This is a genomic window from Gordonia sp. ALPHA1B1, assembly GCF_005502615.1.
Classification (GTDB): domain Bacteria; phylum Actinomycetota; class Actinomycetes; order Mycobacteriales; family Mycobacteriaceae; genus Gordonia; species Gordonia hongkongensis.
In genome coordinates this window covers 1-6,053 of the sequence record NZ_SCOC01000077.1, presented here as the reverse complement: position 1 = coordinate 6,053, position 6,053 = coordinate 1, and the positions used below count along the sequence as shown (strand labels likewise).

Sequence of the window (6,053 nt, the reverse complement as noted above, 5' to 3'; positions counted from 1 at the left end):
TCGTGTTCATCAGATGGCTCCACAGCCACCAGAGTGTCGGTCATGATGCGACCTTCCTGCCCCCGACACACCGAGGGCGGTAAGGCCACTTACACCGTTCTCACGACAGTCCCCATAGTCGATTCCGACGCCGCCGATCACTACTGCCAGTGTGACAATGGTGGCGATCGGGATCAGATGCCGACGCATCCGCTCCGTCAACATTTGTTATCACCAATCGGGATACAGACGCGGACGGTCGGTTCAGGACTCGCAGGTCCGACCTGCGGAGCATTGAGGAGAATGCTCAGTCTTCTGGTGATCTGATCGACCTGGGCCAGCGCGTCTTGGTAGGCGGGCATCTGGGCCGACACCTTGTTTAGAAGGATCTTAAACTGCTGTACCGATGGTTCTATACCGTCGCGGTACGCGACAAGCGGCCGGGTCAGCAACTTAAAAAGACGACGTAGATAATCGAACCCGCTCTGGACGTTGGCGATGTCTGGTCCAAGGGTGCGGGCAAGGAAGCTGAGCTGGCGTAGGAAGTCCACGAGTACCTGCTTGCGGTTTGCGAGGGCAGCGACATACTCGTCGGACAAAGCCACCGTCTTGTCGAGTTGTGCGTACTGACGCTCCAGCAAGTCCATCAGGCTGCTCGCGTTTTGCAGGGCATCAGGGATATTGGTGTTTCCGTCGGAAAAGGCATCCTGTAGCAACGCCGCCGTGCGCCGTAGATCAACACCACGCACGTCACGGAACACCGGTGTAGATGTCTCCAGGGTGCTGGAAATATCATAGGTGCTGCCTGTCTGCACCAGTGGGATCGCGCCGTCAATGGCCGACGGGCCTGAACCTGGGTCGAGGTCCAATACACGTCCACCGATAGGGGTGAGGAGACGGACGTTCGCCGTCGCGTCCGACCGAACGGCAATCGAGTCATCCAGCCGGAACCGCACGGTGATGAACGTTCCGGTCAGGTCGACCGACGCTACCTTGCCTTTCCTGATCCCGGCGATACGTACCTGGTCGCCAGCTTCCAATCCGCCGGTATTGACTAACTCCGCGCTGTAGATAGTTTGTCCGGGCGGCGAGATATACACAGCTCCGGCGGCGACGAGACCGGCCACCGTGACCATCGTTACGACCCCCGCCAGGATGAGGTCCCGCCGACGCTGCGGGCGGTGATGCGGACGCTTGCCGAAGAAACGGGTCACTGGCACACCACCAGTCGTTGACCCATCAGGGCGATCTGCACTGTTCTCGGTAGGTCGAGCACCCCTCGGGCACACCCTGCCGCCGAGGGCGGGGGAGTCGCGTTGGATGTTGCGGCCAGGGCGTCCAGGAGCGGCTTCAGGAGAACGGCACCATTCAGTAGGCCTTCTGTATCCCCTGGCTCCCGCACTAATCTCTGAAAGATAGCCGCGAAGCTGGTGTCGTAGGTCGACTCGATCTGCTCACCGGCGAGTACAGTCTTTGCCATCGAACGGTTGACCTCTCGCAGCGAGGCCCGCAGTCGATCGCTCACGCGGCTGAACGCATCGACGATTGACCCCAATTTGTCTATCAACTCAACCAGTTCAGCGGAGCGCCCCATCAACTGGTCGGACACCTGCCCCAGGCTCGTCACAATATTGGTGATGATCTCTGAACGCTGGTTCCCGTAATCAGTGATGTTCGCGACTTGCTTCATGACTGGTGCGATACCTCGACCGTCTCCCTGGGCAACCCGTAGAAGGTTCGACTGAAGCTCGTTGATTTCCGCAGTATTCAATGTATCGAATACTGGTTTGAAACTGTTGAATAGTGTCGATACGTCGAAGGACGGGACGGTCTTCTCGAGTGCCACCTGTGTGATCGAGTCCTGGTCGGCGCCTTGTCCGGCATTGATGAGTTCCACATACCGCTGCCCCAGCAGATTTTGGTAACGCACAGCGGCAGTCGTCGCGGGGGTAATCGCGACACCGTCATCCAGTTGGAAACGGACGATCGCTGTTGAGCCCTCGAGATCGACAGCCGTTACATATCCCACTTTCACTCCAGCGAGTCGTACCCCGTCGCGGGGCTTGAGTCCGGAAGCGTCGGCAAACACCGCGGAACGCTGCGAACTGGGTGACCCTTCGTTGGTCGGCTGCAGAATCGCGATGATGACATATGAAAGGACTCCGATGAGAGCGATGAAAGCGACGATTTTAATGATTGTGGGTGTTAGCGACCTCAGAGTCATCGCGTGGCACCCCCCATTCTCAATGCGCCTTGTAGGGCAGGCGACGTCTGGACCACCAGTGCTAGCTGGAGCTGGACCCGTTCGTTGAATTTCGGCAAGGCTTTGTCGATGCCATCGAGGATCTGCGGGATCGTGTACACCGTGCGAACTAGCCCCGAGGCGGATCTGGCGACGGGCCGCGCTAGGTCAAGGCCGACGTCTAACAGCGAACTCAGGGCTGGGTAATTCTTATCGAGCAGGCCGCCGAGCCCACCGAAAAGAACCTTTCCCGTGTCGCCGAGATTACTCTTCGTGCGGTCGATGTTTTGTTGGGTGGCGAAAAAGTCAGCGATATCGACGTTCTTCAAGACGCCAGGGACAAACGGCGTCATGAAGTCGGCGACTCCGGTGGACAGGTTAGCCGCAATTCCTAGGTCCTCCCCGACCGGCCGTTTCTGGACATCTCGCGTGAGTTGCGCAATCTGGAGAACGAGTCTTCCGCTATCAGCCATTGCCTGCGAGTCCTCAACGATGAACCTCACTACCGCTTCAAATGAGGGCTGGTCCAGTGCCTCGACCAGCGTGGAGATCTTGCGAACAAGCGTTGACACCGAGGTCTGTTCAGATTGCAACCTGCTCACGTAGACACTCCCGCCGGAACCGATGGGTGGTCCTTGTCCAGGATCTACGATCTCCAGTGCAGTTGGTCCCAATGCGTTTGACGAGGTGTAGTTCACCGTCATGCCCTGCCGGAGAACTAGGTCGTTACCGGAACCGGTGAGGTTGATTTTGACCGCCGCGCCACGGTCTCGAACCGCGATGCTCGAGACCTCCCCCACGGTGAACCCAAGGTACTTCACATCCGATCCCCCCTTCAATCCGTCGCCTATCGCGTCGGTGTTGATGGTCAACGACGTGTGATCGCTGAAGTCGCCGTTAGCGTCACTTATCAGTAAGTAGGCAGCTATCGCGCCGAGGATCAATAGGGCGACCCCCCGAAGGGCCAGGTTCCCGTGCGACGGCTCGCGTCCGGACGGATCATGAAAGACAGCCACTGAACCCCCTACCCTGAAATCCGTACGCCGGAATCGAATCCCCACATCAGAAGGGTCAAGATCATGTCCTCCACGACGATGACTATGAGGCTCGTGCGGATCGCTCGACCGGACGCTCGACCCACCCCCTCAGCTCCGCCTGTGGCGAAGTAGCCCTGATAGCTATGGATAATCACTACAGAAATGACAAATACAAGAACTTTGATAAGCGAGAAGGCAAGATCCTGAGGTTTGAGGAACTGGTCGAAATAGAAATCGTAAGTGCCGCCGGATTGGCCGTGAACTTGTGTGACGACGAGTTTGGCGGCCCCGAATCCGAGAATAAGCGCGACGATGTACAAAGGAATCACGGTCGTGATCGACGCAACTACGCGAGTGCTGACGACGAATGGAATAGGACGTACCGCCATAGCCTCGAGAGCGTCGATCTCCTCGGAAATGCGCATCGAGCCGATCTCAGCTGTCAACCGGCAGCCGGCTTGTGCTGCGAACCCGATCGCCGCGATCATTGGCGCAAGCTCTCGGGTGTTGGCATAGGAAGAGATGAACCCCGTCAGTGAACCCATCCCTACGAGGTCCAGAGAGGCGTAACCCTGGATACCGATTGAGGCGCCGACGGCGATGCCGAGGATGGCGAGGACGATGGCCGTTCCACCACCGACCAAGACTGCACCTCTACCCCAGGCGAATTCTTGTATGTAGAGCAGGGTTTGGCGTCGGTAGGTGGTGATCACATGGCGGATGCCGAGGACCGCGGCGATCACAAAGGTCGCGACGTGCCCCAAGCGTTCAGGTACGTGTACAACTGGCGCGATCACGGCTTCGACAGGGCGGGTGGCGGCGGAGAACCTCCGGGAGGGAACGGTGGTCACGAGGCGTTTCTCATCCAATAGTTTGGGGGACGAACATGGTTGTTAATTGCGTGATAAAGACATTGATCACGAAGCATGCGACGACGCCCAGTACTACGGTGGCATTTACTGAGGTTGCGACGCCTTTAGGGCCGCCTTTCGTCGACAGGCCGCGGTGACAAGCAATCGTCACCACTACAAGTCCGAACACAAGCGATTTGCATAGAGCGACAACGATGTCTGTTATCGATGCGAACGAAGCGAACGAGGCGACGTAGCTGCCTGGTGTGATGCCTTGGACGTCGACGCTGATGGCGTAGCCCGCCAGCAGCCCGGTGAAGACGATTAGCATGCAGAGCAGCGGCGCGGTGATCAACACAGATACGAACCGGGGCGCTACGACTCGCCTGATCGGATTGAGTCCGAGTGTCTCCATGGCAGCAATTTCTTCGCGAATCGTTCGAGCACCCAAATCAGAGGCAATCGCTGATCCGGCCGCGCCCCCGAGTAGGAGGGCGGTAACGATGGGCGCTCCCTGTTGAATAATCCCGAGGCCACCAGCGGCGCCAGCTATTGACGTGGCCCCAACTTGCTGAGTGAGGCTACCCACCTGTACTGACACGATGACACCGAATGGCACAGCTACGAGAATCGCCGGCAGAGTTGTCACGACGATGACGAACCAGGTCTGCGATACGGCTTCGCGAAACGGAAATCGTCCTGTAGCAATGTCTACTGCTACCCACCGCAGGGCCTGACCAGCCAAGCCGACGGTGTTACCAAAAGTGGCAGCGCCGTCTAGCAGACGGTTGACGCCTGTGCCGGTGGTGATGGCCATCTCCCCCCCTAGTGCGCGTGGTGTGCGCCACTCCATTCGCGTGTGCGTAATGGACAGTATCAGGTACTGGCAGTATTACCTATAGTGGTGAGCACAGACCGTGTTCGGGACCGGTTCCCACACCTCATCGATCCCCCCGCACCCTGTTGCGTAGGTGGCGGGCTGAGTTAAGGACAACGATCAGAGATGACCCCCGAAGCAAGACTGCCGGCACACTCGTCCCAGTGCATGGGCTGCGGAAGCAGCAACCCCCACGGACTTCAACTTGAGGTCTACCGGAGCGGCGAGCGGGTGTACGCCGATCACACCTTCGACGAGAAACACCTCGGCGCGCCCGGGTTGGCGCACGGTGGCGCGATCTCGGCCGCCTGCGACGACATCATGGGTTTCACCCTGTGGATCGCGCGGACCCCCGCGGTGACCCGCACCCTGACCGTCGAATACCGCCGGCCGGTCCCGCTGCACACTCCCATACGTCTCACTGCCTGGATTGACCACGAGTCGGATCGCCTACTGCACATCGCGGCCGCCGGATCGTTCGATGAGCAAACGTACTTCACCTCTAGCGGTGTTTTCGTCAAGGTCGACGTTGCTCACTTTCGACGTTATGCCGACGTATCAACAATCGATGACTTCTTCGCCAACTTCACGCGGTCAGACTGACGCCGCACGCGTCTCCGTTCTGCGCGCCGCCAACTCTGCGAGGTACGCGACCACGTTCGGCGATCCACCGCCAGCGGTCAGGCTGCGACGGTCAACAGGGCTGGAACTGCAAACGCTCGGCCTTCCACTGCCGGTTCAGTAGCGACAGGAAAACAACACCGCAAGGACCGGCTTGACCGCGAGGGTCAGGCCGAGCGGATTGCCCGCCCACCAGTCGCGGCGCTGCAGCATCAGGCTCGTACACAGCGGCTGAACCATAACGGTCACCGGCAGCACTGTTCTCACAGGATTGGAGGGGAGGGCGGCGAGCTCCCTCGAATGTGCAGCTCTCTTCCTTCCGTCCTGGCTACAGTTGAACCGCCCCGGGTCTGTCGGAGGCTCTCGAACCTGTGAAGGATGGAGAGCATGGCAGCACCACGCAAGTACAGTGAGGAACTCAAGGACCGGGCCACCCGGATGGCATG

At 59.2% G+C, this 6,053-nt stretch carries 7 protein-coding genes; 1 reads left to right on the top strand and 6 read right to left on the bottom strand.

What is annotated here, in order from left to right; genetic code table 11:
• Positions 1-197 precede the first annotated feature (197 nt).
• From FFS52_RS23360 to FFS52_RS23340, 5 genes are read right to left on the bottom strand one after another with little or no spacing between them, the layout of a single operon-like run.
• On the bottom strand, positions 198-1,193 hold the full coding sequence (locus FFS52_RS23360) for an MlaD family protein (protein ID WP_004023294.1): 996 nt from the start codon (positions 1,191-1,193) through the stop codon (positions 198-200).
• Positions 1,190-2,203 carry an MlaD family protein gene (locus tag FFS52_RS23355; RefSeq protein ID WP_004023293.1) on the bottom strand — a complete coding sequence of 338 codons (1,014 nt, stop codon included), beginning with the start codon at positions 2,201-2,203 and terminating at the stop codon, positions 1,190-1,192. The genes FFS52_RS23360 and FFS52_RS23355 overlap by 4 nt, the downstream gene beginning before the upstream one ends.
• Positions 2,200-3,237: an MlaD family protein gene (locus FFS52_RS23350; RefSeq protein ID WP_004023292.1), complete on the bottom strand. Its 1,038-nt coding sequence runs from the start codon at positions 3,235-3,237 to the stop codon at positions 2,200-2,202. Before FFS52_RS23350 ends, FFS52_RS23355 begins: the two co-directional genes overlap by 4 nt.
• A gap of 8 nt (positions 3,238-3,245) precedes the next feature.
• Positions 3,246-4,109: an ABC transporter permease gene (locus FFS52_RS23345; protein WP_014928961.1), complete on the bottom strand. Its 864-nt coding sequence runs from the start codon at positions 4,107-4,109 to the stop codon at positions 3,246-3,248.
• Between the two features lie 10 nt (positions 4,110-4,119).
• Complete coding sequence (locus tag FFS52_RS23340; protein ID WP_033206584.1) at positions 4,120-4,854, bottom strand: ABC transporter permease; 735 nt, start codon at positions 4,852-4,854, stop codon at positions 4,120-4,122.
• Positions 4,855-5,112: 258 nt separating this feature from the next.
• On the opposite strand from FFS52_RS23340, the gene FFS52_RS23335 reads away from it, so the two are divergent.
• The gene (locus tag FFS52_RS23335) at positions 5,113-5,589 is read left to right on the top strand and encodes a PaaI family thioesterase (RefSeq protein WP_004023289.1); all 477 of its coding nucleotides are present in this window, start codon (positions 5,113-5,115) and stop codon (positions 5,587-5,589) included.
• Between the two features lie 135 nt (positions 5,590-5,724).
• On the opposite strand, the gene FFS52_RS23740 is transcribed toward FFS52_RS23335, so the two are convergent.
• Positions 5,725-5,874: a hypothetical protein gene (locus FFS52_RS23740; RefSeq protein ID WP_156524372.1), complete on the bottom strand. Its 150-nt coding sequence runs from the start codon at positions 5,872-5,874 to the stop codon at positions 5,725-5,727.
• Positions 5,875-6,053 lie beyond the last annotated feature (179 nt).

Coding starts and splice junctions, on each gene's coding strand:
- FFS52_RS23355 (WP_004023293.1), bottom strand. CDS start 2,203: ATGACTCTGAGGTCGCTAACACCCACAATCATTAAAATCGTCGCTTTC.
- FFS52_RS23335 (WP_004023289.1), top strand. CDS start 5,113: ATGACCCCCGAAGCAAGACTGCCGGCACACTCGTCCCAGTGCATGGGC.